The sequence below is a fragment of the Demequina silvatica genome, from assembly GCF_000971215.1.
In the GTDB taxonomy this organism is placed as follows: Bacteria; Actinomycetota; Actinomycetes; order Actinomycetales; family Demequinaceae; genus Demequina; species Demequina silvatica.
In genome coordinates this window covers 87,026-112,196 of sequence record NZ_BBMA01000007.1, presented here as the reverse complement: position 1 = coordinate 112,196, position 25,171 = coordinate 87,026, and the positions used below count along the sequence as shown (strand labels likewise).

Genomic DNA, 25,171 nt, shown 5'->3' with positions numbered 1-25,171 from the left:
GCCTACGGATCAGGCGCGCGCCGGTGCGCCGAGGATCTCCGCGAGGAACGCGCCCGTGTGGGAGCCCTCCGCGCCGGCGACCTCCTCCGGCGTGCCCTCCGCGATCACCGTGCCGCCGCCCGAGCCGCCCTCGGGGCCCATGTCGATGACCCAGTCGGAGGACTTGATGACGTCGAGGTTGTGCTCGATCACGATGACCGTGTTGCCCTTCTCGACCAGGCCCTGCAGCACGCCGAGCAGCTTGCGCACGTCCTCGAAGTGCAGGCCCGTGGTGGGCTCGTCGAGCACGTAGATGGTGCGGCCGGTGGAGCGGCGCTGCAGCTCGGAGGCGAGCTTGACGCGCTGCGCCTCGCCGCCCGACAGCGTGGGCGCGGGCTGGCCCAGGCGCACGTAGCCGAGGCCCACCTCGACCAGCGTGGTGAGGTGACGCGCGATCGAGGGGATCGCCTCGAAGAAGTGGGCGGCCTCCTCGATGGGCATGTCGAGCACGTCGGCCACGTTCTTGCCCTTGAAGTGCACCTCGAGGGTCTCGCGGTTGTACCGCGCCCCCTTGCACACCTCGCACGGGACGTACACGTCGGGGAGGAAGTTCATCTCGATCTTGAGCGTGCCGTCGCCCGCGCACGCCTCGCAGCGTCCGCCCTTGACGTTGAAGGAGAACCGGCCGGGGCCGTAGCCGCGGACCTTCGCCTCCTGGGTGTCCGCGAACAGCTTGCGCACCTTGTCCCACACGCCCGTGTAGGTCGCGGGGTTCGAGCGCGGGGTGCGGCCGATGGGCCCCTGGTCCACGTGCACGATCTTGTCGAGCTGGTCGACGCCCGTGATCCGGGTGTGGCGGCCGGCGACCTGGCGGGCGCCGTTGAGCGTGTTCGCGAGGGACGTGTAGAGGATCGAGTTCACCAGCGTCGACTTGCCGGAACCGGACACGCCAGTCACCGAGGTGAGGACGCCCAGCGGGAAGCTCACGTCGATGTCGCGCAGGTTGTGCTCGCGCGCGCCCACCACGGTGATCTCGCGCTTGGGGTCCACCGCGCGGCGGGACTCGGGCAGCTCGATGCGACGGCGGCCGGCGACGTACGCGCCCGTGACCGAGCGCTCGTTGGCGAGGAGCTCCTCGTAGGTGCCCGAGTGGACCACCTCTCCCCCGTGCTCGCCGGCGCCGGGGCCGATGTCGACCACCCAGTCCGCGGTGCGGATGGTGTCCTCGTCGTGCTCGACCACGATGAGCGTGTTGCCCAGGTCGCGCAGGCGCGTGAGGGTGTCGATGAGGCGGCGGTTGTCGCGCTGGTGCAGGCCGATCGACGGCTCGTCGAGCACGTACAGCACGCCCACCAGGCCCGACCCGATCTGGGTGGCGAGGCGGATGCGCTGCGCCTCGCCGCCGGACAGCGTGCCGGCCGCGCGGGCCAGCGTGAGGTAGTCGAGGCCCACGTCGAGCAGGAACCCCAGGCGCGCGTCGATCTCCTTGAGCACCTGGACGGCGATGTGGCGGCCGCGCTCGTCGAGCTCGGCGGTTACCAGGAAGTCGCGCGCGTCCGCGATGGACAGCTCGCAGACCTCGGCGATGGACTTGTCGCCGATGGTGACGGACAGCACCTCGGGCTTGAGGCGCGCTCCCTTGCACACGGGGCACGGCACCTCGCGCATGTAGGACTCGTACTTCTCGCGCGACCACTCGGACTCGGTCTGCTCGTGCAGGCGCTCGATCCAGGTGATGACGCCCTCGAAGCCGGTGGTGTACTGCCGCTCGCGGCCGTAACGGTTCTTGAAGCGGACGTGGACCTGGTAGTCCTTGCCCGTGAGGATCGCGTTCTGCGCCTCCTTGGGCAGGTGCCGCCACGGGGTCTTCATGTCGAAGCCCAGGTCGTCCGCCAGCGCGGTGAGGGTCCGCGTGAAGTAGTCGGAGCTGGTCGCGGCCCACGGGGCCACCGCGCCCTCCCGTAGCGAGAGGTCGCGGTCCGGGATCACCAGGTCGGGGTCCACCTCGAGCTTGATCCCGATGCCGGTGCACTGCGGGCACGCGCCGTACGGGGCGTTGAAGGAGAAGGTGCGGGGCTCCATCTCCTCGAGCGTGAGGACGTGGTCGTTGGGGCACGCGCGCTTCTCGGAGTAGCGGCGCGGCTCGATGTCACCGTCGACGGGGTCGATGATGACCAGGCCGTCCGCGATCCGCAGCGCCGTCTCCACCGAGTCGGTGAGGCGCTGGCGCACGCCGTCGCGGGCGACCAGGCGGTCCACCACCACCTCGATGTCGTGCTTGAGCTTCTTCTCGAGCTGCGGCGGCTCGGTGAGCTGCACGGTCTCGCCGTCGACGCGGGCGCGCGCGAAGCCCTGCTGCTGGAGGTCCTCGAAGAGGTCCTGGTACTCGCCCTTGCGGCCGCGGACCACGGGCGCGAGCACCTGGTAGCGGGTGCCCTCGGGCAGCGCGAGCACCGAGTCGACGATCTGCTGCGGAGTCTGCGCCTGGATCTGCTCGCCGCAGACCGGGCAGTGCGGGGTGCCCACGCGCGCGTAGAGGAGGCGCAGGTAGTCGTAGACCTCGGTGATGGTGCCCACCGTGGACCGCGGGTTGCGGTTGGTGGACTTCTGGTCGATGCTGACGGCCGGCGACAGACCCTCGATGAAGTCGACGTCGGGCTTGTCCATCTGGCCCAGGAACTGGCGCGCGTACGCGGACAGCGACTCGACGTAGCGGCGCTGCCCCTCCGCGAAGATCGTGTCGAAGGCCAGCGAGGACTTGCCCGAGCCGGACAGCCCCGAGAAGACGATGAGGGCGTCGCGCGGAAGGTCGAGGTCGACACCCTTGAGGTTGTGCTCACGCGCACCGCGGACGAGGAGACGGTCGTTCACCCGGCCATGCTACGCGGAAATCGCTTCGAACACACGTTCGAAGCGCGCGTGTCGGGGCGACGATGCGCGGGTTGCGCGCCCCGGTGACGCTAGGTTGCGAGCGTGGAGAGTGCGGAGACGCCCGCGGCGGCGCTGGCCGGGATCGAGCGGGCGCGCGGGCGCCTCGCCGGGAGCGTGCGGACGCCCGTGTGGCGCGCGGTCTCGAACGCGGCCGGCACCGGGGCGTTCCTCGCCACATACGCGTCCGGCACGTTTCCCGCCTGGGCCTTCCTCGCGCTCGCCGCGATGTTCGTGCCGAGCTTCGCCCAGCTCCGCGACGCGAGCAGGCCGCGCCAGCGCGGGCTGCTCACCTGGGCGTGGCCCGCGGCCGTGATCGTGGTGCTCCTCCTCCCCGCGTTCGCCGCCGCCCTCTGGCTCGGCTGGAACGAGCGCGAACCCGGCCTCGGCATCGCGCTCGGCGCCTTCATCGCGATCGTCCTCCTGGCGCTGCACCTGTGGTGGGCTCGGCTGGCGGCGCGACCGGTGATCCCCGACGCGTCGGCTGCTCCCCTGCTCGACGCCGTGCTTGAGGAGCCGCTCGCGCTGCGGCTGCTCGGCGTCCTCGCCTCGTACCGTGGCCACCTCGAGGCGCCCACGGTCGAGCATGCCCTCGAGGCCCCCGACACCGCGGCCGGAGCCGCGTGCACTCCCCTGGTCGCCGCGGGCTACGCCGAGTTCACCGACCCGGACCAGCCGTTCGGCCGCGGGCGCATCTGGCTGCGCGCGACGCCCGCGGGCATCGCGGCCTTCGACTCCCACCTCGCGGCGCTGCGAGCCTCCGCGACGCCGGTGCCCTAGCCTGCGGCCATGGAGCACGACGACCACCCCGCCGAGACCCTCGCCGAGAACGCGCAGGTCAGGCAGCGGGCCGCGGGGCTGGCGCTGCCGCCGCTGTGGCACTCCGCGGCGTTCGCGCTCCTCCTCGCCGGGTGGTTCCTCCTGGGACGCACCGTGGACGTTCCCGACGGCTGGGGGATCCACCTGTTCGCCGCGTGGGTCCTCTGCCTGATCCTGCTCGATCTCTCGCGCGGACAGCTCACCGGCGTCTCGACGGGCGCCGCGCCGGTGCGCGGCCGCTACCTGTGGCTCAGCATGGTGACCCTGATCGCCTTCATGGCGAGCGCCATCTGGCTCGATGCGACGGAGGCGCCCCGGTGGGCCTCGATCGCGTGCGCGATCACCGGTGGCGTGACGCTGTTCGCGCTGACGGCGGTCGGCGGGCGCCGCGCCGTCCCGCCCGACGTCCCGCGGGGCGGGTTCGTGCTGCTCGACCCCGTGCTCGGCGCGCCCGGACGCCTCCCCACCATGGCGGCGGTGTGCGCGGTCGACGGCAGGGTCGACGCGGAGTTCCTGGGCAGGGTCGACCCCGCCCCCACGCCCGAGATGCGCGGCGCGCTGCTCTCGCTCGGCGAGGCGGGCTACCTGACGTTCCCGCAGCCATGGCTCCGCGGACCGCGCCGCCGCGTGTGGATCCGCGCGACGTCGCGCGGCCGCTCGGCGTACTACGGCCACATCACCGCGCTGCGCGAGCTGGCGAGCGAGTCCGGCGCGGCCTGAACCCCCGCGCCCGGCGACGGTCGTGGGCCCGGCGCGCCGCGCATCGTCTCCCCGCACCAGCCGCCAGGATGGGCGCATGAGCCTCTTCGCGATCCACTACGTCTACGACCACCGCGCCGCCGAGCGCGAGCAGATGCGCCCGGTCCACCGCGCGTGGATCATGTCGCTGGTCGAGGCCGGCGTCGCGAAGGCCTTCAGCCGCTACGAGGACGCGGGCGACCCCGGCGCGCTGCTGATCTTCGAGGCCGAGAGCGCGGACGCGATCGAGCAGATGCTCACCGCGGACCCGTACCAGCAGGCCGGGCTGGTGGTGTCGCACTCGGTGCGCGCGTGGCCCGCTGGCGGGCCCTGGGTGGCCTGACGCGTCACCGCGTCAGCAGGAGATCGGCTTCCAGACGTAGACGCCGTTGATCTTGCCGCCCGGGTAGCCCTGCCGGCAGCCGGTGTAGCCCGGGTAGGTGGCGTCGGTGTACCAGCCGGACGGGATGCTGATGGAGTCGGTGCTCGTGCCCGAGCCGCTCGTCTTGGCAGGCTCGCCCTTCCTGTCGACAGCGGTGCCGCACTTGTGCGCCGTCTGCCGGTCGAGGGCGCGGTATGTCTTCTGCCGGGGGTGCCACTGGTAGCCGTCGACGGAGTCGTAGCGCGCGTTGGCGTAGCCGGAGCGGATCTGGGCGGCGCCGACGTCGGTGGTGCCGACCTTGATGGTGCGCAGCGCGCGGCCGTACGCGTCCCTGTCCTTGACGCTGGCGGGGTTGATGACCGTGACCTTCTTGCCCTCGACCATGCGGGTGAGCTTGGCGGTGGCGGACGTGTAGCCGCACTGGCCTCGCTCGGGGGTGTCGAAGCCGATCAGGCGCACGCGCGCGCCGTTGGCGAGGCGCACGGTGTCGCCGTCGATGACCTCCGCGACCCGCTTCACCGTGGTGACGGTGGTCGCGGCATGCAGCGACGCGTCCGCGGGCGCGGCCGACGCGGCGGACGCCCCTACCGCCAGGGTGGCGATCATGATGGCGGTGATGAGCGTGCGACGCACGGTGAACCTGCTTCCCTCGGCTGATGCGGGACCAGGGTAGGCGGCGGAGGTGCGCGCCGATGACCACCGGCGGCGTGATGTTCCGCACACACCGGCGGGTGGTGACCAGGGCGGCAGCTAGGCCTTCTCGTCCTCTGCGGACTCCGCCGCCTCGCCGTTCTGCAGCGCCAGCAGGTGCTCGCGGTGGCGCTTGCGCGTCACCAGCAGGCTGGCGGTGGCCGCGACGCCGAGGATCACCAGGATCACCAGCAGCGACACGGCCGAGGACGGGGTCCACACCTCGACGGGCTCGCCGCCGTTGATGAACGGGATGGTGTTCTGGTGGAGCGCCTCGAGCACCAGCTTGACGCCGATGAAGCCGAGCACCAGCGCGAGTCCGTAGGACAGGTAGATGAGGCGCGACAGCAGCCCGTCCACCAGGAAGAACAGCTGCCGCAGGCCCAGCAGCGCGAACGCGTTGGCCGTGAACACGATGTACGGGTCCTGCGTGATGCCGAAGATCGCGGGGATCGAGTCGAGCGCGAAGAGCACGTCCGTGCCGCCGATCGCGAGGATCACCAGCGCGAGCGGGGTCAGCATCCGGACGCCGGCCTCGCGGACCGTGAAGTGGCCGTCGCGGTAGCCGTCGGTGACCGGCCAGATGCGCCGCACCGTGCGAACCAGCAGGTTGTCCTTGTACTCGGGCTCCTCGTCGTTGCTCTCGCCCTCGCGCGCGAGGTGCCACGCGGTGTAGAGCAGGAACGCGCCGAAGATGTAGAACACCCACGAGAACGTGGACAGCGCGGCGGCGCCCGCGGCGATGAAGATGCCGCGCAGGACCAGCGCGATCGCGATGCCGATGAGCAGTACGCGCTGGCGCTGCTTGGGCGGCACCGCGAACCTGGTGAGGATCACGAGGAAGACGAACAGGTTGTCGACCGAGAGCGACTTCTCCGTGATGTAGCCCGCGAGGAACTCGGTGCCCTTGTGCGGCAGGTTCCACCAGTACATCGACGCGCCGAACGCCAGCGCCAGCCCGATGTAGAACAGCGACCAGCGCACCGACTCGCGGAACGTGGGGACGTGCGGCTTCGACACGACCACGACGAAGTCGAAGACGAACAGCGCGATGATGGCGGCGATGGTGATCGCCCAGACGAAGCCGGATTCCACTCGCCCATCGTAGTGGCGCGCCCCGCGCGCCCCCGGCGTCTCCCCCGTCTGGGAGGGCTCAGCCGGCGTTGATCATCTGGCGCAGCTCCTTCTTGAGCTCCCCGATCTCGTCACGCAGGCGCGCCGCGATCTCGAACTGCAGGTCCGCGGCCGCCTCGCGCATCTGCGCGGACAGGTCCTCGATCAGCTGCGACAGCTCCTCCGCGGGACGCTGCGCGAGCAGCGCGCGCTTGCCGCCGGCGGTCGACGGCGTGGGCGCCTTCTTGGCCTGCGCGAGCGCGTCCGCGGTGTCCGCCTCCTCGCGCGCGAGCATCTCGGTGATGTCGCCGATGCGCTTGCGGAGCGGCTGGGGGTCGATCCCGTTCTCGGTGTTGTACGCGACCTGGAGCTCGCGGCGGCGGTTGGTCTCATCGATCGCGGACGCCATCGAGTCCGTGATCGAGTCCGCGTACATGTGCACCTCGCCGGACACGTTGCGCGCCGCGCGCCCGATGGTCTGGATGAGCGACGTCCCCGAGCGCAGGAAGCCCTCCTTGTCCGCGTCGAGGATGGACACGAGCGACACCTCGGGCAGGTCGAGGCCCTCGCGCAGCAGGTTGATGCCCACCAGGACGTCGTAGCGGCCCATGCGCAGCTCGCGCAGCAGCTCGACGCGGCGCAGCGTGTCGACGTCCGAGTGCAGGTACTCGACCCGCACGCCGCGGTCGCCCAGATACTCGGTGAGGTCCTCGGCCATCTTCTTGGTGAGCGTGGTGACCAGGACGCGCTCGTCCTTCTCGACCCGCGCGCGGATGCACTCCAAGAGGTCGTCGATCTGGCCCTCGGTGGGCTTCACCACCACCTCCGGGTCGACCAGGCCGGTGGGGCGGATGATCTGCTCGACCACGCCGTCCGCGCGCTCGAGCTCGTACCTGCCGGGCGTCGCCGAGAGGTAGACCGTCTGACCCACGCGCTCCTGGAACTCCGGCCACTTGAGCGGCCGGTTGTCGAGCGCCGAGGGCAGGCGGAAGCCGTGCTCGACCAGGGTGCGCTTGCGCGACGAGTCGCCCTCGTACATCGCGCCGATCTGGGGCACGGTGACGTGCGACTCGTCGATCACCAGCAGGAAGTCGTCGGGGAAATAGTCGAGCAGCGTGTGCGGCGGGGTGCCGGCCTCGCGCTGCTCGATGTGCCGCGAGTAGTTCTCGATGCCCGAGCACGTCCCGACCGAGCGCATCATCTCGAGGTCGAACGTGGTGCGCATCTTCAGCCGCTGCGCCTCGAGCAGCTTGTTCTGCCGCTCGAGCTCCTGCAGCCGCTCCCCCAGCTCGATCTCGATGGTGGAGATGGCCGCGTTCATGCGCTGCTCGCTCGCGACGTAGTGCGACGCGGGGAAGATGTGCGCCTGCGTCCGCTTCTCCACCACCTGCCCGGTGAGCGGGTGGAGCGTGTAGAGCGCCTCGACCTCGTCCCCGAACATCTCGATGCGGATCGCGAGCTCCTCGTAGACCGGGATGATCTCGATGGTGTCGCCGCGCACGCGGAACGTGCCGCGCGTGAAGGCGAGGTCGTTGCGCGAGTACTGCATCTGCACGAACTCCCGCAGCAGCGAGTCGCGGTCGAGCACGTCCCCGACCGCGAGCGTCACCATGCCCTGGATGTACTCCTCGGGCGTGCCGAGGCCGTAGATGCAGGACACCGACGACACCACCACCACGTCGCGCCTGGTGAGCAGCGAGTTGGTGGCGGAGTAGCGCAGCCGCTCGACCTCCTCGTTGATCGAGGAGTCCTTCTCGATGAAGGTGTCCGTCTGCGGGACGTACGCCTCGGGCTGGTAGTAGTCGTAGTAGCTGACGAAGTACTCGACGGCGTTGTTCGGCAGCAGGTCGCGGAACTCGTTCGCGAGCTGCGCCGCGAGGGTCTTGTTGTGCGCCATCACCAGGGTGGGCCGCTGGAGGCGTTCCACCAACCACGCCGTGGTCGCGGACTTGCCGGTGCCGGTGGCGCCGAGCAGGACCACGTCCCGCTCGCCCGCCTGGATGCGGCGCGCCAGGTCATCGATCGCCTTCGGCTGGTCGCCGGAAGGCTGGTACTCGGAGATCACCTGGAACGGCGCCTCGCTGCGGCGGAGGTCGGGGCTGCTCATGCGACTACGGTACGCCGGGGGTCCGACAGGACGATGCGGCGGTCACCTGGGGACGTTCAGCCGCCAGAACCCGTCCACCTGGGAGGCCAGGTGCTCGACCGTGCCGGAGCCGTCCAGCACGGCGTCCGCCAAGGCGGCCCGCTCGGGGTCCGTCGCCTGCGCGCGGATCCTGGCCCGCGCATCGTCCTCCGTCATCCCCCGCGTGGCCACCATGCGCGCGACGCGCGCATCCTCGGGCGCGGCGACCGTCACCACCAGGTCGAAGTCGGGACCCTGCCCGCTCTCGACCAGCAGCGGGATGTCGTGCACGATCACGTCGACGCCGTCGCGCCGCGCCTGGCGGTCCGCGGCCGCGCCCATCGCGAAGACGTACGGGTGCACGATCGCGTTGAGGCGCCGGCGGGCCCCCTCGTCACGGAACACGATCCCGGCGAGGGCGCGGCGATCGAGCGCGCCGTCCGCGATCACGCGGTCGCCGAACTCCGACGCGATGTCCACCAGCGCCGCGGAGCCGGGCTCGACGGCGCGGCGCGCGAGCTCGTCGTGGTCGACCACGCGCGCGCCCAGCTCGCGGAAGCGCGCGGAGGCGGTGGATTTGCCCGAGGCGATCCCCCCGGTGAGGCCGATGCGAAGCACACCGCAGTCAAGCATGCCGCTCCGACGGCCGCCACCCGGCCCTGACGCGACGAAGGCCGCCACCCCCGGAGGGGTGACGGCCTTCGTGAGCGTGCGGTGCTTAGTTGCCCGTGAGCTTCTCGCGGAGAGCGGCGAGGCGCTCGTCCGAGGCGAGGGTGCCCTGGTCCGCCGACGTCTCGTCGTGCGACGAGTACGAGGTCGGGCCGTCGGCCTTGCGGCCGCCCTTGCGGGGAGCGGACGAGGAGGACGCCGCGGGAGCGGTCGCCTCGGCCTCGGCGGCCTGCGCGTCCTGCTTCGCGACGAACGCCTTGTGCGCCTCCCAGCGCTCGTGCGCCTTGGCGTACTCGGCCTCCCAGGCCTCGCGCTCGGACTCGAAGCCCTCGCGCCACTCCTGGGTCTCCGGGTCGAAGCCCTCGGGGTACTTGTAGTTGCCCTGAGCGTCGTACTCGGCGGTCATGCCGTAGAGCGCGGGGTCGAAGTCCTCGCCCTGCGGGTCCACGCCCTCGTTCGCCTGCTTGATGGAGAGCGAGATGCGACGACGCTCGAGGTCGATGTCGATGATCTTGACGAAGACGTCCTCGTCGGCCGAGACGACCTGCTCGGGCAGCTCGACGTGGCGGGTCGCCAGCTCGGAGATGTGCACCAGGCCCTCGATGCCCTCGTAGACGCGGACGAACGCGCCGAACGGGACGAGCTTGGTGACCTTGCCCGGGACGATCTGACCGATCGCGTGGGTGCGGGCGTAGACCGCCCACGGGTCCTCCTGCGTCGCCTTGAGGGACAGCGAGACACGCTCGCGGTCCATCTCGACGGTGAGGACCTCGACCTCGACCTCCTGGCCGACCGAGACGACCTCGGACGGGTGGTCGATGTGCTTCCACGACAGCTCGGAGACGTGCACGAGGCCGTCCACGCCGCCGAGGTCGACGAACGCGCCGAAGTTGACGATCGAGGAGACGACACCCTTGCGGACCTGGCCCGGCGCGAGCGCGGTGAGGAACGACGAGCGCACCTCGGACTGCGTCTGCTCGAGGAAGGCACGGCGCGACAGGACCACGTTGTTGCGGTTCTTGTCGAGCTCGATGATCTTCGCCTCGATGGACTGGCCGATGTAGGGCGCGAGGTCGCGCACGCGGCGCATCTCGACGAGCGAGGCCGGGAGGAAGCCGCGGAGACCGATGTCCACGATCAGGCCGCCCTTGACGACCTCGATGACGGTGCCGGAGACGACGCCGTCCTCCTCCTTGATCTTCTCGATCGAGCCCCACGCGCGCTCGTACTGCGCACGCTTCTTCGAGAGGATCAGGCGACCCTCCTTGTCCTCCTTGGTGAGGACGAGCGCCTCGACGGTGTCGCCGACGTTGACGACCTCATCCGGGTTGGCGTCGTGGCGGATCGAAAGCTCGCGCGAGGGGATGACACCCTCGGTCTTGTAGCCGATGTCGAGGAGGACCTCGTCACGGTCGACCTTGACGATGGTGCCCTCGACGAGGTCACCGTCGTCGAAGTTCTTGATGGTCGCGTCGACGGCAGCGAGGAAATCCTCAGCGGTGCCGATGTCGTTGACGGCGATTGCGGACTCGGGGGTGGAAACGGACATTAAGGAGTTGCTCCGGTGGACAGGGAATCGTATGGATAGGGATGGCCACGGCACGCGGACGCGCCAGACCATCGGATATCCTACCGCGTTCCCCTGCCCCGGGGCAATGCGGACACGCGCGCCGGCGACCGGACGTGCCTGGTCGCCGGCGCATCGTCCCCCGGAGGGGCCCGTGCCTAGAGGCCCCGCGCCGCCATCAGCAGCTCGTCGGGCACCCACTTGGTCTTGCCCATCATGGTCTCGAACGGCTCGAGCACGATCCGCTCGCCCTGGAGCGCGGTGAACTTGTCGGTCTCGCCTGCGACGATCCCGTCGATCGCCGCGACACCCATCCGGGTGCCGAGCAGGCGGTCCGCCGCGGTCGGCACGCCGCCGCGCTGGACGTAGCCGAGCGTGGTGAGGCGCGAGGTGAAGCCGGTGGCCGCCTCGATCGCCTTGGTGACCTCGTGGCCGATCGACCCGGCGATGGGGTTGCCCTTGGCGTCCAGCGTGTCCTTGCCGGTCCAGTTGGAGCCCTCGGCGGGGATCGCGCCCTCCGCGACGGCGACGATCGAGAAGTTCTTGTAGCGGTGACGGTGCTTGATGCGCTTGGCGATCACGTCGATGTCGAACGGCTCCTCGGGCGCGAGGATGATGTCCGCGCCGCCCGCGATGCCCGCGGTGACCGCGATCCAGCCGGAGTGGCGGCCCATGAGCTCGACCACCATGACGCGGTTGTGCGACTCGGCGGTGGAGTGGAGGCGGTCGATGGCCTCGGTGGCGATCGAGACTGCGGTGTCGAAGCCGATCGCGGCGTCCGTCCCGACCACGTCGTTGTCGATGGTCTTCGGGATGCCGATCACGGGGACGCCGAGCGCCTTCGAGACCTTGCCCGCGGCCTTGAGCGTGCCGTCGCCGCCGATGCAGATGAAGCCGTCGAGCTTCTCGTTCTCGAAGGTCTCCTGCACCGCCTCCATGCCGCCCTCGACCTTGTGAGGGTGGCAGCGGGCCGTGCCGAGCATGGTGCCGCCGTGGACGAGGATGCCCGAGACGTCGTCGCGGGTGAGCGGTCGCGCGTCGCCGTCGATCACCCCTTGCCAGCCGTTGTTGAACCCGACGATCGAGCAGCCGAGCTCCGAGGTGCCCCTCTTCACCACCGCCCTGATCGCAGCATTCAGACCGGGGCAGTCCCCGCCGCCCGTGAGTAGACCGATTCGCATGGCACCAACCCTAGTGTCCGGCGGTGCGCCAGTCACCGCCCGTTCCGACGTTGACATCGAGAGGGACGCTGAGGTCGCCGGCGGCGCGCATCTCCTCTCGGAGGATGGACTCGACCGCCTCGCGTTCACCGGGGGCTGTCTCGACCACGAGTTCATCATGCACCTGAAGTACCTGGCGGGATGCCAGACCTTCGTCCCTGAGACGGGCCTCGACGCCGAGCATCGCGCGCTTGATGAGGTCAGCCGCGGAGCCCTGGATGGGCGCGTTGAGCGCGACGCGCTCCGCGATCTCGCGGCGCTGGCGGTTGGACGAGGTGAGGTCGGGCATGTAGCGGCGGCGGCCGAAGATGGTCTCGGTGTAACCGTCGACACGCGCCTTCTCCACCACCGCGTCGAGGTACTCGCGCACGCCGCGGAAGCGCGCGTAGTAGTCGTCGACGAGCGCCTGCGCGGCGTTGACGGGGATGCCGAGCTGCCGCGACAGCCCGAAGGTCGACAGCCCGTACGCGAGCCCGTAGGACATCGCCTTGACGTGCGAACGCATCTCCGGCGTGACGTCCTCGGGCGCGACGCCGTAGACCCGGGAGCCCACGAACCGGTGCAGGTCCTCCCCCGCCGCGAACGCCTCGATGAGGCCCGCGTCGCCCGACAGGTGCGCCATGATGCGCATCTCGATCTGCGAGTAGTCCGCCGTCACCAGCGTCTCGAACCCCTCGCCCACCACGAAGGACTCGCGGATGCGGTGCCCCTCCGGGGTGCGGATCGGGATGTTCTGCAGGTTGGGGTCCTTCGAGCTGAGGCGCCCGGTGGACGCGACCACCTGAGAGAACGTGGTGTGGATGCGCCCGTCGGGCTGCACCGCCTGCGCGAGGGTCTCGATGATCTGCGACAGCTTGGTCGCGTCGCGATGCGCGAGCAGCGCGGTGAGGAACGGGTGGGGCGACTTCTCGTTGAGGTCGTGGAGGGACGCGGCGTCCGTGGTGTAGCCCGTCTTGATCTTCTTGGTCTTGGGCATGCCCAGGCGGTCGAACAGCACCTCCTGGAGCTGCTTGGGGGAGCCCAGGTTGACCTGCTCCCCGCCGATGGCCGCGTACGCCTCCTCGGCGGCGCGCTCCGCGCGCGCCCGCGCCTCGTCCGCGAGGCCCGCGAGGTGCGCGCGGTCGACGGCCATGCCGGCGTGCTCCATGCCCGCGAGCACCGTGACGAGCGGGATCTCAAGGTCGCGGTAGAGGTCGGCCATGCCGCGCTCCGCCACCATCGGGTCGAGCACCGCCGCGAGGGCGCGCACGTGGGCGGCACGCTCGCCGGCCTCCTCCGCCGCCGAGCCGCCGAGACCCAGGTCCAGCTCCCCCGCGGCGGCCGCCGAGGCGAGCGTGAGCCCCATGTGGCGCTGCAGGATCTGCTCGAGGTCGAAGCCGCGCTGGTCGGGGTTGACCAGGAAGGCGGCGATCTGGGTGTCGCCCTCGATGCCGTTCAGGTCCCAGCCGCGGGCCTGGAGGGCGTGCCAGCCGTCCTTGGCCGCGTGCAGCACCTTGGGCACGGACGGGTCGGCGAGCCAGGCCGTCAGCGCGGCCTCCTGCTGCGGGCCGAGCCCGGCGAGGTCCACCCCCCACGCGGCGTCGGCGGCGTCCGCGACGCCCAGGGCCCAGGCATCGGCCTCCGCTCCGCCGCGGCCCTCGACGTGGACGGCGACGGGGCCCGCCATCGCCGTGATGGCCTCGACGGCGCCCTCGGTGCGGACCACGACGGCGGCCGTCTCGGTGGGTGCCTCCGCGGTCTCCCCCGCGACGGCCCACGGCAGCAGGCGGTCGCGCAGCGTGCGGAACTGCAGCGCATCGCAGACCTGGTGGATCGCGGCGGAGTCCCCTCCCCGGTACTCGAGGTCCTCGAGAGGGACCGCGACCTCGAGGTCGGTGAGCAGGTGGTTGAGCTCGCGGTTGAGGCGGACCTGGTCCGCGTGGGCGCGCAGGCTCTCGCCCGCCTTGCCGGGCACGTCGTCGGCGCGCTCGAGGATGCCGGCGAGCCCGCCGTAGGTGCCGATCCACTTCGCGGCGGTCTTGGGTCCCACGCCGGGGACGCCGGGAAGGTTGTCGCTGGTCTCGCCGACGAGCGCGGCCATGTCCGGGTACTGGTGCGGCGCCACGCCGTACTTCTCCTGGACCGCCTCCGGCGTGAAGCGCACCAGGTCGGAGACGCCCTTGCGCGGGTACAGCAGCGTCACGTCCTCGTTGACCAGCTGGATGGTGTCGCGGTCGCCGGAGACCACCAGCACCCGCAGCCCCGCTTCGCGCCCCATCCGCGCGTACGTCGCGAGGAGGTCGTCGGCCTCGAAGCGCGGCTTGTCGACCGCGGCGACGCCGAGCGCGCCCAGCACCTCGCGGATCAGCGGCACCTGCGGCTCGAACTCCGGCGGGGTCTCGTCGCGCGTGCCCTTGTAGGAAGGCAGGCGCTCGGTGCGGAACGTGCCGCCGGGCAGGTCGAACGCCACCGCGAGGTGGGTGGGCTGGTTGTCCTTCATCAGCGTCGCCAGCATGGACGTGAAGCCGTACACCGCGTTGGTGGGGACGCCCGTGGACGTCGCGAAGTTCTCGACCGGAAGCCCGAAGAAGGCGCGGAACGCCATCGACAATCCGTCGACCAGCAGGAGTGTTCCCTTGGTGGATTCGCTCACAGGTGCCAACCTATCTTCCATGTCTGACGCCGACGTCGCCCTGCCGCCGCTGCCCGAGGGCGGCCTCATCAGCCGGATGGGCATCTCCATCATGACGGTCACCCCCGACAGCGCGGTCGGGTCCATGCCCGTCGAGGGCAACACGCAACCCTACGGCCTCCTCCACGGCGGCGCGTCCGCCGTGCTCGCGGAGACGCTGGGCTCCCTCGCGGCCGCGGCGCATGCCGGCCCGGACGGCATCGCCGTGGGCGTGGACCTCAACATCACGCACGTGCGCGGCATGCGCGAGGGCACCGTCATCGGCACGGCGACCGCGATCCACCGCGGACGCACGATCGCGTCGTACGCCGTGACAATCACGGACGAATCGGACGCCACGGTCGCCGTGGCGCGCCTGACGTGCGCGATTCGACCGCGCCGTGCCACATAACCGAAACATCGCTCGGGTAGGTTGACCCGCAACCTTGACCTTGGAGGGGGCCCCGTGTTGGCAACTCTTGACCGACGAGCGATGCTGCGTGCAGCGCTCGTCTTCGTGGTCGCGGCGGTGGGAATCACCGCGATCCTATCCATGGGAGGGACGGCGGAAGCCGCCACCGAGACGGAGGCCGTGACCACCGTGGCCACCACCGGTGGGACCAACCTCCTCATCCAGAACCTGTTCAACGGGATCGTCTTCGGCCTGCTGCTCGCACTCGCGTCAGTGGGCCTTTCGCTTATCTACGGCACCACCGGCCTGAGCAACTTCGCTCACGGCGAGATGGTGACGTTCGGCGCGATGATCACCTACTTCCTCGCCACCCCGCAGGCGGTGTCCTTCCCGCTGCTGCCGTTCGAGTTCACCATCGCGTGGCCGTTCTGGATCGCCGCGCCTGTGGGCATCGCGATCGCGACGTTCTTCGGATGGGTGCAGGACAAGATCATCTGGAGCCAGCTGCGTCGCCGCCGGGTCGCGATGATCCAGCAGATGATCGTCTCGATCGGCCTCTCGCTCGCCCTGGTCAACTTCATCCAATGGTGGATGGGTGGCCGCCCGGTGCGCCTGGTGACCTCGATCGACCCGCGCGTCCAGTACGGCCCCATCTCGGTGGGCAACGTCACGCTGATCTCGATGGCCATCGCGATCGTGGCCCTGCTGGGTGTCGCGTTCTTCCTCCAGCGCACCCGCCTGGGCCGCGCCACCCGTGCCGTGTCCGACAACCCGGCCCTCGCATCGGCCTCCGGCATCAAGGTCGACTCGATCATCCGCATCGTCTGGATGATGGCCGCCGGCCTCGCCGCCCTCGGCGGCATCCTGCTCGCGCTGTACCAGCAGGGCATCGGCTTCGACGACGGCACCAAGCTGCTCATGATGATGTTCGCTGCGGTCACGCTGGGCGGCCTCGGCCACCCGTACGGCGCGCTCGTCGGGTCGCTCATCATCGGCGTCGTCGCGGAGGTGTCGACCGTGTGGCTCCCGCCGGACCTCAAGTTCGCGACCGCGCTGGGCATCCTCATCATCGTGCTGCTGGTCCGCCCGCAGGGCATCCTCGGCAAGGCGGAAAGGGTCGGCTGACATGGACATCCTCGGCAAGGCGGAAAGGGTCGGCTGACATGGACATCCTCTTCGACGTGCTCCGGACGGCCATCGCGCCGTCGACGGCCGCCTTCGCGCTCGCCGCGATCGGTCTCAACTTCCACTTCGGCCTCACCGGCCTCCTCAACATGGGCCAGGCGGGCTTCATGCTCCTGGGCATGTACGGCTTCGCCATCTCCATCCAGCAGGGCTGGCCCATCTGGATCGCGATCCTCGTGGGCCTCGCGGCCGCGGCGGTGTTCGCGGTGCTGCTCGGCTGGCCCACCCTGAAGCTGCGCGGCGACTATCTCGCGATCGTCACCATCGCCGCCGCGGAGATGGTGCGCTTCCTGGGACGCTCGCAGAGCCTCCAGGGGCTCACCGGCGCCTCCAGCGGCATCCGCGGCTCGGACTACAAGGCGCCGTTCGAGGAGCTCTCGCCGTTCCCCGACGCGATCGTCAACATCGGCCCGTTCTCGATGCACGGCTCGCGCTCGTCGTCGTGGTGGCTGACCGCCGTGACCTGGGGCATCGTGCTGCTGTGCGCCGGCCTGTTCTGGCGCCTGGCGAACTCTCCCTGGGGCCGCGTGCTCAAGGGCATCCGCGAGGACGAGGACGCCGTGCGGTCGCTCGGCAAGAACGTCTACTCGTACAAGATGCAGGCGCTCATCATCGGTGGCGTCATCGGCGCGCTGGGCGGCATCACGTGGGCGCTGGGCAACTCGGTCCAGCCGGACTCGATGGGACGTCCCACCACCTTCTGGCTGTGGACCCTGCTGCTGCTCGGCGGCGCGGCGACCGTGTTCGGTCCCGTGCTCGGCTCGATCCTCTTCTGGTCCTCGCTGACGCTGGTGAAGAGCCTCGCCTCCGCGTTCATCCCGTCCGACGTGCTCGCCCCCACGGAGCTCGAGCCCTTCTCGCTCGTGCTCGTCGGCGTGACGCTCATGCTGCTGGTGGTGTTCCGCCCGCAGGGTGTGCTCGGCAACAAGAAGGAGCTGGCGTTCTGATGGCTGACACCGCATTCGTCTCCGTCCCCCACGAGCCGGGCGCCGCCAAGCCCGACCCGATCCTCATCGCCGAAGGCGTCACCCGCCGCTTCGGCGGCCTCACCGCGGTGAAGGTGGACCACTTCGAGGTCCAGCGCAACACCATCACCGCGCTGATCGGCCCCAACGGCGCCGGCAAGTCCACGTTCTTCAACCTGCTCACCGGCTTCGACCACGCGCAGGAGGGCGAGGGCCAGTTCAACGGCAAGCCGCTGCGCGGCATGGCGCCGGCGAAGGTGGCGCGCGCGGGCATGGTCCGCACGTTCCAGCTGACCAAGGCGCTCAGCCGCATGACGGTCATCGAGAACATGCGCCTGGGCGCGCAGGAGCAGCCGGGCGAGAACCTGCTGCGCGCGTTCGCGCCGCCGCTGTGGAAGGCCCGCGAGCGGGAGATCACGGAGCAGGCGCACGACCTTCTGCACCGCTTCAAGCTCTACGAGAAGCGCGACGACTACGCCGGCTCGCTGTCCGGCGGCCAGCGCAAGCTCCTCGAGATGGCGCGCGCCCTCATGTCCAAGCCCACCATGGTGATGCTCGACGAGCCGATGGCCGGAGTGAACCCCGCGCTGACCGAGTCGCTCCTCGACCACATCGTCGAGCTCAAGGAGGACGGCATGACCGTGCTCTTCGTCGAGCACGACATGCACATGGTGCGCCGCATCTCCGACTGGGTGGTGGTGATGGCCGAGGGCAGGATCATCGCCGAGGGCCCCGCCGGCACCGTCATGGCCAACCCCGCGGTGCAGGACGCCTACCTGGGCGCCCACCACGACACCGACCTGTCCGAGCTCACGCTGGAGGACGACGAATGAACGACAAGCCCGTGATCCTCGACGCGGACAACCTCATCGCCGGCTACCTGCCGGGCATCAACATCCTCAACGGATGCTCGATGGAGGTGAAGGAGGGCGAGCTGATCGGCATCATCGGCCCCAACGGCGCCGGCAAGTCGACCTTCCTCAAGGCGCTGTTCGGCCTGGTCCCGGTGCGCGACGGCTCGGTCACGCTCGGCGGCGAGGACATCACCAACCTCCGCGCCGACGAGCTGGTGAAGCGTGGCGTCGGGTTCGTCCCGCAGACCAACAACGTGTTCCCGTCGCTCACCATCGAGGAGAACCTCGAGATGGGCGCGTACCAGGCGCACAAGAACTTCAAGAAGCAGCTCGCGCGTATCGGGGACCTGTTCCCCGTGCTCATCCAGCGCAAGAACCAGCGCGCCGGATCCCTGTCCGGCGGCGAGCGCCAGATGGTCGCCATGGCCCGCGCGCTCATGATGGACCCGCACGTGCTGCTGCTCGACGAGCCCAGCGCCGGCCTCTCCCCCGCCCGTCAGGACGAGACGTTCGTCCGCACGCGCGAGATCAACAAGACCGGCGTCACCGTCATCATGGTCGAGCAGAACGCCCGCCGCTGCCTGCAGATCTGCGACCGCGGCTACGTGCTCGACCAGGGCACGTCCGCCTACACGGCGACCGGCCAGGAGCTGCTCAAGGACCCCAAGGTCATCGAGCTGTACCTGGGCACGCTCGGCGCCTGACCCGCTTCTCCCGAGGCCCCGGCTCCCCTTCGTGGGGGTCGGGGCCTTCGGCGTCCCTTGGGGTGGATGGGGGACGATGCGGCGGCCGGGTGGGTGCGGACACGCGCCGAGGCGTCGCGCGCCTCAGGCCGGCCGGTCGCGGGAGGGCGCCGCACGCGGTCGGCGATGCAGGAGGACTCGCTCGCCGGTCCTGCATCCAGGAGAGCGGCCGCATGCATGCAGGACGGTAGCCGTAAGTAGCCTGCATGCAGGATCGCCCGCCGGAGCAGGCCGGCAATCCCGGCACCCCACAGCACAGAAGAGCCCCGACCACGAGGGCCGGGGCTCTTCCGAGAGTGTGTCTCAGCGGAGCGGGATCACTCCGAGGGGACCTCGCCGAAGACCGAGTCGAGCAGCGAGTAGGTGTTGTCGTCCGCGTACTCGTACACGCCGATGTACGCGCTCGACGGGTCGTTGTCCGCGTTGAACGGGCCGGCACCGGAGACGGTCACGTAGGCGATCTCCTCGCCGGCGTCGAGCAGCTCGACGCACTCCGCGAACGTGGTGCACTCCGTGCCGCTGGTCGAGCCGGACACGGCGGGCAGGTTGTCCGCGATGGTCTGGCCGTCCGTCGCGCCACCCTTGATCGCCGCGAGGGCGGAGAGGATGACCGCGTCGTAGGACTCGGCGCCGTACGCGTACTCGTCGAGCTTGCCGCCGTCGGCGACCGAGTCGAGGCGCGAACGGAAGTCGCTCTCCGGGCTCGCGCCGGGCAGCGTGCCCTTGGCGCCGGTGAGCGCGCCCGCCTCGAGCTCCTCCGAGTAGTCGGCGAGGTTGCCGTCCACCAGGTAGAGCTTCGAGGTGTCGAAGCCGGCGGCCACGAGCTCGGGGATGATGAGCGAGGTCTGGTCGAACGCGATGAGCGCGATCGCCTCGGGGTTGGTCGCGAGGATCGCCTGGACGTCGGACGCGAAGCTCGAGGCCGACGGGTCGAACTCCTGGCCCGAGGTGCCGTAGGTGAGCGAGCCGCCCTCGGCCTCGACCGTCTCCTGGACCACGTCGCGCAGCGAGGTGCCGTAGTCGTCGTTGAAGACCAGGACGCCGATGTTCTTGTAGCCGTCGGCAAGGATCAGGTTGCCGAGCGCGTTGCCCTGGACGGTGTCCGGCGGAGCGGTGCGGAAGTACAGCGGCGAGTAGCCCGAGAGGCTCGTCGCGGTGTTCGCGGGCGAGATCTGGACCACGCCGGCGTTGGTGATGTCGTCCACCGCGTTCAGGGTCACGGAGGACGAGGCCGCACCGATGACCACGGACACGCCGCCGCTGAGGAGCTTGGTCACCGAGTCCGACGTGATGTTCGGGTTGTCGGTGTCCGAGGAGTCCTCGTGCTGCACGGTCACGTCCGACCCGAGCACGCCGCCCGCCTCGTTGATCTCCTGGACCGCGAGGTCCACGCCCGCGATCTCCGGCGGGCCGAGGAAGGCGAGCGAACCCGTGATCGGGAGCAGCGAGCCGACCTTCAGGCCCTCACCCGAGGCGCCCTCGGCGCTCGAGCTCGAACCGGTCTCGCTGCCCTCGACGGAGCACGCGGCGAGGGACAGGGTGGCGACCGCGGCGAATGCCGCGCCGCTGGCGATGGGCTTCCATCGAGCCATGTTTCTTCCTCCCAGTCGGCGAGACGAATCTCGCCTTGGTTGACGCGCGTCGAGGGGAGTTCCCCGTCGCGGTACCCGTCAACCTAGCGGGAGCCTGTTACACATTTGCGTCGTGTCCATCACAATTTCGTGACCGAACCCGGCGTGCAGCGCCCAGAATGCGCTACTTTCCGCCCATCTGCTCGATTACGGCCTCGGCCACCTCTCGCATGGTGAGACGGCGGTCCATCGAGGTCTTCTGGATCCAGCGGAAGGACTCGGGCTCGTTGAGCTTCATCTTCTCCATGAGGAGGCCCTTGGCGCGCTCGACCTTCTTGCGGGTCTCCATGCGCTCGGTGATGTCGGCGATCTCCGACTCGAGCGCGCGGATCTCGACGTAGCGCGAGGCGGCGATCTCGACGGCCGGCAGCAGGTCGCCTGGCGTGAAGGGCTTGACCACGTAGGCCATGGCGCCGGCGTCGCGGGCGCGCTCGACCAGCTCGGTCTGCGAGAACGCGGTGAGCAGCACCACGGGCGCGATGCGCTCCTTCGCGATCTGCTCGGCGGCGGTGATGCCGTCCATCACGGGCATCTTGACGTCCATGACCACCACGTCGGGCTTGTGCTCGCGGGCGAGCGCCACGCCCTCCTCGCCGTTCGCACCCTCGCCGACCACGTCGTAGCCGCCCTCGCGGAGGGTCTCGACGATGTCCATGCGGATGAGCGCCTCGTCCTCCGCGACGACGGCGCGGCGCGCGCGCTTCGGGGCCTGGGTCTGGTTCTCCGCCTGGGGAGCGTCGTTCGCATCAGTCACAGGCGATAGCCTAGTGCCCCCGCCCCGGTAGCCCAACTGGCAGAGGCACGCGGCTCAAACCCGCGGTGTTGTGGGTTCGAATCCCACCCGGGGCACCCCTCCGACCCGGGACGACCGTCCCGGGCGACCCCCGCATCGTCCCCTCGCGACGGGACGATGCGGCGCGGCCCGATCTTGCGGGCGGCGGTTCGTGGGATGCTCGGGTGAGAACCTGAGGAGCCTGCCATGACCCACGCGACCACCATGCACATCGCGCTCGTCGCGCACGACAACAAGAAGGCCGAACTGCTCGAGTGGGCCTCCTTCAACAAGGGCTCGCTCTCGCATCACCAGCTGTACGCGACCGGCACCACCGGCACGATGCTCGAGTACGAGCTCGGCTTCCGGGTGCACCGGTTCCTGTCGGGCCCGGTGGGCGGCGACCAGCAGATCGGCGCGCGCATCGCCGAGGGCACGCTCGACATGCTCATCTTCTTCTGGGACCCGCTGGAGCCGCAGCCGCACGACCCGGACGTCAAGGCGCTGCTGCGCCTGGGCGCGCTGTGGAACATCCCGATCGCGTCCAACGTGGCGACCGCGGACTTCCTCATCTCCTCGCCGCTGTTCCGCGACGGTTACGAGCGCAAGATCCCCGACCTGGGGCCGCGCGACTGGGAGGCGATGCGTCCGGAGGACCAGGCGTAGCCGCCCGTCAGGAGGCCAGGCGCGGCGGGTCCGCGAGCAGGTCGTCGGTGGACCCCTCGACGCCGGCGTGCCGCCACCACAGCCCGGCGCGGTGCGACAGCAGGTCCACGGTCAGCTGGGTCTCGCTGTCCCCCGCCCGCCAGCCCATGGTGAGCACGCCGTCCTCGAGGCGGAAGGCGAAGTCCCCGTCGAACACCGGCAGCGCCGTGCGGAACGCGCACAGCGCCATGAGGGCGCGCACCACGGGGCGCTGGAGCTCGTGCGAAGCCTCCCCCGCCGAGTACCGGTGCCTGTTGATGTCCCTGCCCACGCCCGAGGCGCGCAGCAGGGCGACGTCGTTGCGGCCGGCCAACGCCCCCACGTAGTAGACCTGCGGGATCCCGGGCGTGAAGAACTGGAGGGCACGGGCCGCAAGGTAGGCGTGGTCGTCCGCGCCCAGCGCGTCGTAGAACGTGCAGTTGACCTGGTAGAGGTCCAGGTTCGAGGCGGCGGCGCCGGTCGCGAGGCGCGACGTGCCGCCGGAGGCCTCATGGATGCGCTCCACCAGCGCGTCGAGCTCCGCGGGCGGTAGCAGCCCGGGAGCGTCGGGTGCGGTCTGGTCCGCTCCCACGTCGATCACGCCGATACCGTCGTGAGTGTCGAGCACCGTGACCGCGTTCGGGGGACGCACCTCCAGCCAGCGCGCGAGCGGCTCGCCGTCGCCCGTGCCGAGCGCGTGGAGCACCAGCGGCGGCAGCGCGAAGTCGTAGACGCGGTCCACCGCGGCGCCGATCTCGATCTGGCGGCGGTAGTACGAGTGGACCTCGACCAGCACCTCGAGGCCGCGCGCGCGGCACCGCTCCGTGAACTCGCCGATGAACGCGAACGTGTCGAGCGTCATGAAGCACGTCTCCCCCGGCGTCTTCACGGCGTAGCCGACCGCGTCGAGCCGTACCGAGGTCGCGCCGGCGCCCGCGATCGCGTCGAGGATCGAGTCGAGGTACGCGCGCGCGCCCGGATGGGCGATGTCGAGATCCACCTGCTGGGGCGTGAAGGTGGTCCACACCAGGCGCTTCTCCCCCGCCACCGTGTACGGCGTGAACGGCAGGCCCGGGCGCGGTCGGTAGATGCGCGCGAGCTCGCCCTCCGTCGCGCCGTACGGGTACACCGCCGCCATGGTGAGGAACATGCCGGCGTGCTCCGAGGCGTCGCCGTGCTCCCTCCAGTCGCGGAACGCGGCGGAGTCCGCGGACACGTGGTTGACGATCACGTCCACCATGAGGTCGCGGCCCTGCGCGACCGCGCGCACGTCCTCCCAGCCGCCGAGCCGCGGGTCGACGGCCGTGTGGTCGACCGGGTCGAAGCCCGCGTCGGCGCCGTCGAACGGCGTGAAGAACGGCAGGATGTGCACGCCCCCGAACGCCTCGGACCACGGCGGCGTCCCCAGCAGCCGCGCGAGGCCGGGCAGGTCCCCCGCGAGACGGTCCGCGTACGTGATGAGCTGAACCGCGTTGCGCGCCATGGCGCACCCCCTCGACCGGCGCCCCATCGCGCCTCCTCCCACCTTAGGACGGGACGATGCGGTGGTCCCGGGGAACGGCGAGGGCCCCGCCGGCGTGCGCCGACGGGGCCCTGCTGAGGCGGGTGACCGCTAGCCGCGGACCTGGCCCACCTTGTGCACGAAGATCGAGTTCGTGGTGCCGGGCACGCCCACGGGGGTGCCGGACACGACCACGACGTAGTCGCCGTCGACCGCGCGGCCCGAGGACTTGAGGTAACCGTCGACCAACGCGACCATGTCGTCGGTCGAGTCGACCTTCTCCACGAGCTCCGCCTGGATGCCCCAGGACAGCGCGAGGCGCTTCTGGGTGTCGGGGCGGGGCGTGAACGCGAGCATCGGGGTTGAGGGACGCAGGCGCGACATGCGCAGCGCCGAGTCGCCCGACTGGGTGAACGTCACGATGTACTTGATGTTGAGGTTCTCGGCGATCTCGGCGGCCGCGTGCGTGATGGCGCCACCGCGGGTGTGCGGCGTCGACAGGTACGGCGCGATGCGCGAGTAGCCCTTCTCCTCGGTGTTCTTGACGATCCGGGCCATGGTCTCGACCGTGATGATCGGGTAGTCGCCCACCGAGGTCTCGCCCGAGAGCATGACCGCGTCGGTGCCGTCGAGGATGGCGTTGGCGCAGTCCGAGGTCTCGGCGCGGGTCGGCACCGGCGAGTGCGTCATCGACTCGAGCACCTGGGTGGCGACGATCACGGGCTTGGCCTGCGAGCGGCACAGCTCGATCGCGCGCTTCTGGACGAGCGGCACCTCCTCGAGGGGCAGCTCGACGCCCAGGTCGCCACGGGCGACCATGACGCCGTCGAACGCGTCGACGATCTCGGCGAGGTTCTCGACCGCCTGCGGCTTCTCGACCTTGGCGATCACGGGGACGGTGCGGCCCTCCTCGGTCATGATGCGCGCGACGTCCTCGTAGTCCGCGGCGTTGCGCACGAACGACAAGGCGATGAAGTCGGCGCCGAGCTTGAGGCCCCAGCGCAGGTCGGCCTCGTCCTTGTCCGACATGGCGGGCACGGAGACGGCGACGCCGGGCAGGTTGATGCCCTTGTTGTTGGAGACGGGGCCGGGCACGACGACCTTGGTGATGACGTCGGTCTCGGTGACCTCGGTCACCTCGAGGCGCACCTTGCCGTCGTCGATGAGGAGCGTGTCGCCGGGGTTGCAGTCGCCCGGGAGGCCCTTGAACGTGGTGCCGCAGATGTCCTTGGTGCCCACCACGTCGCGCGTGGTGATGGTGAAGACGTCGTCGACGGCGAGGTCGTGCGGCCCGTCGGCGAACTTCTCGAGACGGATCTTGGGGCCCTGCAGGTCGACCAGGACCGCGACGTTGCGGCCGGACTCCTCCGCGGCCTGGCGGATGTTGCGGTACACCTGCTCGTGCTCCTCGGCGGAGCCGTGGCTGCGGTTGATGCGGGCGACATCCATGCCCGCGCCCACGAGCTTGCGCATCTGCTCGATCGGTGCGGTTGCCGGGCCGATCGTGCAGACAATCTTCGCGTTTCGCATGTTCTCCAACCTCG

21 protein-coding genes and 1 tRNA gene are annotated in these 25,171 nt (G+C 70.3%); 10 read left to right on the top strand and 12 right to left on the bottom strand.

Annotated elements, in window-relative coordinates:
• Positions 1-9: 9 nt before the first annotated feature.
• The gene (gene uvrA / locus AOM05_RS11070) at positions 10-2,850 is read right to left on the bottom strand and encodes an excinuclease ABC subunit UvrA (protein ID WP_062522227.1); all 2,841 of its coding nucleotides are present in this window, start codon (positions 2,848-2,850) and stop codon (positions 10-12) included.
• A gap of 102 nt (positions 2,851-2,952) precedes the next feature.
• Between uvrA and AOM05_RS11065 the strand changes: the two genes are divergently transcribed.
• The 3 genes from AOM05_RS11065 to AOM05_RS11055 all read left to right on the top strand — a co-directional run bounded on the left by AOM05_RS11065 (position 2,953) and on the right by AOM05_RS11055 (position 4,807).
• Positions 2,953-3,687 carry a hypothetical protein gene (locus AOM05_RS11065; protein WP_062522224.1) on the top strand — a complete coding sequence of 245 codons (735 nt, stop codon included), beginning with the start codon at positions 2,953-2,955 and terminating at the stop codon, positions 3,685-3,687.
• A 9-nt stretch (positions 3,688-3,696) separates the two neighbouring features.
• Entirely contained in the window at positions 3,697-4,446 is a 750-nt protein-coding gene (locus AOM05_RS11060) for a hypothetical protein (protein ID WP_062522222.1), read from the top strand.
• Positions 4,447-4,522: 76 nt separating this feature from the next.
• Positions 4,523-4,807 (top strand): YciI family protein, encoded by a 285-nt coding sequence (locus AOM05_RS11055; RefSeq protein WP_062522220.1) that lies wholly within the window; start codon positions 4,523-4,525, stop codon positions 4,805-4,807.
• 12 nt (positions 4,808-4,819) lie between these two features.
• On the opposite strand, the gene AOM05_RS11050 is transcribed toward AOM05_RS11055, so the two are convergent.
• The 7 genes from AOM05_RS11050 to polA form a co-directional block, all read right to left on the bottom strand.
• Positions 4,820-5,479: a thermonuclease family protein gene (locus AOM05_RS11050; RefSeq protein WP_062522217.1), complete on the bottom strand. Its 660-nt coding sequence runs from the start codon at positions 5,477-5,479 to the stop codon at positions 4,820-4,822.
• 117 nt (positions 5,480-5,596) lie between these two features.
• Complete coding sequence (locus AOM05_RS11045; protein ID WP_062522215.1) at positions 5,597-6,631, bottom strand: TerC family protein; 1,035 nt, start codon at positions 6,629-6,631, stop codon at positions 5,597-5,599.
• Positions 6,632-6,689: 58 nt separating this feature from the next.
• Positions 6,690-8,756, bottom strand: coding sequence for an excinuclease ABC subunit UvrB (gene uvrB, locus AOM05_RS11040; RefSeq protein WP_062522213.1), 2,067 nt, complete (start codon positions 8,754-8,756; stop codon positions 6,690-6,692).
• Positions 8,757-8,798: 42 nt separating this feature from the next.
• Entirely contained in the window at positions 8,799-9,392 is a 594-nt protein-coding gene (gene coaE / locus AOM05_RS11035; RefSeq protein ID WP_062522211.1) for a dephospho-CoA kinase, read from the bottom strand.
• Between the two features lie 100 nt (positions 9,393-9,492).
• On the bottom strand, positions 9,493-10,992 hold the full coding sequence (rpsA, locus tag AOM05_RS11030) for a 30S ribosomal protein S1 (RefSeq protein WP_062292157.1): 1,500 nt from the start codon (positions 10,990-10,992) through the stop codon (positions 9,493-9,495).
• A 176-nt stretch (positions 10,993-11,168) separates the two neighbouring features.
• Positions 11,169-12,191, bottom strand: coding sequence for a 6-phosphofructokinase (locus AOM05_RS11025; RefSeq protein ID WP_062522209.1), 1,023 nt, complete (start codon positions 12,189-12,191; stop codon positions 11,169-11,171).
• A gap of 10 nt (positions 12,192-12,201) precedes the next feature.
• Positions 12,202-14,883: a DNA polymerase I gene (gene polA, locus AOM05_RS11020; RefSeq protein WP_062522207.1), complete on the bottom strand. Its 2,682-nt coding sequence runs from the start codon at positions 14,881-14,883 to the stop codon at positions 12,202-12,204.
• On the opposite strand from polA, the gene AOM05_RS11015 reads away from it, so the two are divergent.
• The 5 genes from AOM05_RS11015 to AOM05_RS10995 all read left to right on the top strand — a co-directional run bounded on the left by AOM05_RS11015 (position 14,882) and on the right by AOM05_RS10995 (position 19,000).
• Complete coding sequence (locus AOM05_RS11015; protein ID WP_062522205.1) at positions 14,882-15,292, top strand: PaaI family thioesterase; 411 nt, start codon at positions 14,882-14,884, stop codon at positions 15,290-15,292. The genes polA and AOM05_RS11015 overlap by 2 nt on opposite strands.
• Positions 15,293-15,373: 81 nt before the next feature.
• Positions 15,374-16,417, top strand: coding sequence for a branched-chain amino acid ABC transporter permease (locus AOM05_RS11010; RefSeq protein ID WP_062522203.1), 1,044 nt, complete (start codon positions 15,374-15,376; stop codon positions 16,415-16,417).
• Between the two features lie 38 nt (positions 16,418-16,455).
• Positions 16,456-17,424, top strand: a complete 969-nt coding sequence (locus AOM05_RS11005; RefSeq protein ID WP_062522202.1) for a branched-chain amino acid ABC transporter permease — start codon at positions 16,456-16,458, stop codon at positions 17,422-17,424.
• Complete coding sequence (locus tag AOM05_RS11000) at positions 17,424-18,275, top strand: ABC transporter ATP-binding protein (RefSeq protein ID WP_062522200.1); 852 nt, start codon at positions 17,424-17,426, stop codon at positions 18,273-18,275. Before AOM05_RS11005 ends, AOM05_RS11000 begins: the two co-directional genes overlap by 1 nt.
• Entirely contained in the window at positions 18,272-19,000 is a 729-nt protein-coding gene (locus tag AOM05_RS10995) for an ABC transporter ATP-binding protein (protein ID WP_062522198.1), read from the top strand. Before AOM05_RS11000 ends, AOM05_RS10995 begins: the two co-directional genes overlap by 4 nt.
• Before the next feature lie 356 nt (positions 19,001-19,356).
• Here AOM05_RS10995 and AOM05_RS10990 read toward each other — a convergent pair whose 3' ends face one another.
• Both AOM05_RS10990 and AOM05_RS10985 read right to left on the bottom strand, forming a co-directional pair.
• Complete coding sequence (locus AOM05_RS10990) at positions 19,357-20,631, bottom strand: ABC transporter substrate-binding protein (RefSeq protein ID WP_062522196.1); 1,275 nt, start codon at positions 20,629-20,631, stop codon at positions 19,357-19,359.
• A 163-nt stretch (positions 20,632-20,794) separates the two neighbouring features.
• Positions 20,795-21,424 (bottom strand): ANTAR domain-containing response regulator, encoded by a 630-nt coding sequence (locus tag AOM05_RS10985; RefSeq protein ID WP_062292132.1) that lies wholly within the window; start codon positions 21,422-21,424, stop codon positions 20,795-20,797.
• Positions 21,425-21,445: 21 nt separating this feature from the next.
• Here AOM05_RS10985 and AOM05_RS10980 point away from each other — a divergent pair.
• Both AOM05_RS10980 and AOM05_RS10975 read left to right on the top strand, forming a co-directional pair.
• Positions 21,446-21,519: transfer RNA gene (locus AOM05_RS10980), tRNA-Leu, on the top strand.
• Positions 21,520-21,649: 130 nt separating this feature from the next.
• Positions 21,650-22,108: a methylglyoxal synthase gene (locus tag AOM05_RS10975; RefSeq protein WP_062522195.1), complete on the top strand. Its 459-nt coding sequence runs from the start codon at positions 21,650-21,652 to the stop codon at positions 22,106-22,108.
• A gap of 7 nt (positions 22,109-22,115) precedes the next feature.
• On the opposite strand, the gene gtfA is transcribed toward AOM05_RS10975, so the two are convergent.
• A complete protein-coding gene (gene gtfA, locus AOM05_RS10970) occupies positions 22,116-23,609 on the bottom strand; it encodes a sucrose phosphorylase (protein WP_062522194.1) in 1,494 nt (497 codons plus the stop codon).
• Between the two features lie 129 nt (positions 23,610-23,738).
• Positions 23,739-25,157: a pyruvate kinase gene (pyk, locus tag AOM05_RS10965; protein ID WP_062522192.1), complete on the bottom strand. Its 1,419-nt coding sequence runs from the start codon at positions 25,155-25,157 to the stop codon at positions 23,739-23,741.
• Positions 25,158-25,171 lie beyond the last annotated feature (14 nt).

What these genes read in the sequence shown, in the direction of transcription:
- AOM05_RS11060 (WP_062522222.1), top strand. Translation starts at nt 3,697, where the DNA reads ATGGAGCACGACGACCACCCCGCCGAGACCCTCGCCGAGAACGCGCAG.
- AOM05_RS11055 (WP_062522220.1), top strand. Translation starts at nt 4,523, where the DNA reads ATGAGCCTCTTCGCGATCCACTACGTCTACGACCACCGCGCCGCCGAG.
- uvrB (WP_062522213.1), bottom strand. Translation starts at nt 8,756, where the DNA reads ATGAGCAGCCCCGACCTCCGCCGCAGCGAGGCGCCGTTCCAGGTGATC.
- rpsA (WP_062292157.1), bottom strand. Translation starts at nt 10,992, where the DNA reads ATGTCCGTTTCCACCCCCGAGTCCGCAATCGCCGTCAACGACATCGGC.
- AOM05_RS11025 (WP_062522209.1), bottom strand. Translation starts at nt 12,191, where the DNA reads ATGCGAATCGGTCTACTCACGGGCGGCGGGGACTGCCCCGGTCTGAAT.
- AOM05_RS11015 (WP_062522205.1), top strand. Translation starts at nt 14,882, where the DNA reads ATGTCTGACGCCGACGTCGCCCTGCCGCCGCTGCCCGAGGGCGGCCTC.
- polA (WP_062522207.1), bottom strand. Translation starts at nt 14,883, where the DNA reads ATGGAAGATAGGTTGGCACCTGTGAGCGAATCCACCAAGGGAACACTC.
- AOM05_RS11010 (WP_062522203.1), top strand. Translation starts at nt 15,374, where the DNA reads ATGCTGCGTGCAGCGCTCGTCTTCGTGGTCGCGGCGGTGGGAATCACC.
- AOM05_RS11005 (WP_062522202.1), top strand. Translation starts at nt 16,456, where the DNA reads ATGGACATCCTCTTCGACGTGCTCCGGACGGCCATCGCGCCGTCGACG.
- AOM05_RS11000 (WP_062522200.1), top strand. Translation starts at nt 17,424, where the DNA reads ATGGCTGACACCGCATTCGTCTCCGTCCCCCACGAGCCGGGCGCCGCC.
- AOM05_RS10995 (WP_062522198.1), top strand. Translation starts at nt 18,272, where the DNA reads ATGAACGACAAGCCCGTGATCCTCGACGCGGACAACCTCATCGCCGGC.
- AOM05_RS10990 (WP_062522196.1), bottom strand. Translation starts at nt 20,631, where the DNA reads ATGGCTCGATGGAAGCCCATCGCCAGCGGCGCGGCATTCGCCGCGGTC.
- AOM05_RS10975 (WP_062522195.1), top strand. Translation starts at nt 21,650, where the DNA reads ATGACCCACGCGACCACCATGCACATCGCGCTCGTCGCGCACGACAAC.
- gtfA (WP_062522194.1), bottom strand. Translation starts at nt 23,609, where the DNA reads ATGGCGCGCAACGCGGTTCAGCTCATCACGTACGCGGACCGTCTCGCG.
- pyk (WP_062522192.1), bottom strand. Translation starts at nt 25,157, where the DNA reads ATGCGAAACGCGAAGATTGTCTGCACGATCGGCCCGGCAACCGCACCG.